General features: G+C 64.7%; 3 protein-coding genes. All 3 read left to right on the top strand.

Annotated elements, in window-relative coordinates:
* Nucleotides 1-609: hypothetical protein (locus ACSLTV_RS36060; protein ID WP_435613730.1), on the top strand; the 609-nt coding region annotated here is incomplete at its 5' end.
* Complete coding sequence (locus ACSLTV_RS36055) at nucleotides 599-1180, top strand: hypothetical protein (protein ID WP_384941226.1); 582 nt, start codon at nucleotides 599-601, stop codon at nucleotides 1178-1180. The genes ACSLTV_RS36060 and ACSLTV_RS36055, both read left to right, overlap by 11 nt.
* A partial coding sequence (locus ACSLTV_RS36050) for a hypothetical protein (protein ID WP_435613729.1) occupies nucleotides 1177-1563 on the top strand: 387 nt, incomplete at its 3' end. The genes ACSLTV_RS36055 and ACSLTV_RS36050, both read left to right, overlap by 4 nt.

Here is a 1563-nt window from a genome sequence, read left to right as displayed (position 1 = left end):
GAGGTCCTTGTTGAGGGCCGCACGATTGAGCAGGTTGAGGACAGGGCTCTACGTCGGCTCGGACCGATCGTGACGAAGATCTTGGGGCAGCCGCCCTTGACTACTGACATCGAAGACGTCCTGATCTGGCTCGGAGTTCGCATCGCACGCGATGCGCTTGCCCCAGTGCCACGCCAGGTGGGCACCCGTGACTTCCAAGACATGCTCCATGACGCGATCACACGGGCCACCGGGCGAAGGCCGGACGGCAGCACTGCGCCTCTCACGAAACTCACTGAGAAGCTCGCGGTCGCCGGAGTTCCGGCAGACGAGGCGGCAGGGCATCTCGACAACGCGCTGAAGTACCGTCGTGCCTGGCGTGAAAGCCTCGGTCCAGCCCGCGAGGCGATGGACGCCTTCGCCGACGAAGTCCACGCCATCTGCTCACGCGTCATGGCTGAACGACGCGCCGGACGCATCCCCGCCGGCTCAGAGGCATACTTCGAGACCCTGACCCGCGTAGAAGGCCTCCCCGCGGTGAGTAGCGGCACCGTGTCCCTCGCTCGAGCTCACGCCGTACTTGCGGACATCACCGCTCGCTGCCAGAACCGGTACGCCGATGCTTCATAACATCGGCGCGAGCGCCATCCCGCCACCCCACCGGCCATGGGACCCCGACGACTCGCCAGACTTCCACGCCTCCCGGCTACTGCTCCTGGTTGCCGAGTGCGGCAGCGACCCCGGTCCTCATATCGCTGGCCGAACCAAGCTTGCGAAGCTCGACTTCTTCCTGCGCTACCCGGCTTTCCTCGAGCGCGCACACACGGAATTCGCCGACACCCTGAGCGGACAGGCCGCCTTCCGCGCATCGATGCCCGAGGAAGTAGAGGCCCCGATGATCCGGTATCGGTTCGGTCCCTGGGATCCCCGCTACCGCCAGTTCCTGGCCTTCCTCATGGCCCGCGGTCTCATCACCATCACCACCAGCCATAGACCAGAGCGTGTCCGATTGACCTCGGCCGGAAAGCGAGCGGCCGCAGCGCTGGCGGACATGGACGAGTTCCACCCCATCGTCACTCGATGCCGCGCCATGAGGGACAACCTGGCGCAGTGGTCTGGGACCGATCTCAAGAACCTCGTCTACCAACTCTTCCCCGAGGAAGTGGCGGACCTCGCCTACAACCAGGAGATCAGGCCATGACGACGCCCCCGACACCCTCCCGCAAAGGGCTACGAGTCGAGTCGGTCACGCTGGTGCACACGTCGGGCGAGATGGATACGTACGCATTCAACACCGCCGGCCTCAGCATTCTGTCTGGCGTCAGGAACAGCTCGAAGACCACCACGCTCAAGGCCATCGACTACTGTCTCGGCAACCGGGACAGCCCGACCGAGGCCCTGAAGGCGGCCGTCGCCGACGAATACGTAGAGGTCAGCATCGAACTGACCCTGGACGGCACTCCAACGGAAATCCGGCGCAGCCTCCAGTACGGGCGCCAGAACAAGGTCGTACTGGACGGCGACGAATTCCCTGTCGGCGAGTTCTCCGACCGCATCCTGCACAAGCTTGGCTGGCCGATCCTT

Origin of the sequence: Streptomyces sp. bgisy159, from assembly GCF_965341775.1 — a bacterium.
In the GTDB taxonomy this organism is placed as follows: domain Bacteria; phylum Actinomycetota; class Actinomycetes; order Streptomycetales; family Streptomycetaceae; genus Streptomyces.
The sequence above is the reverse complement of the archived record's forward strand: the minus strand, read 5'-3'. Positions and strand labels throughout refer to the sequence as shown.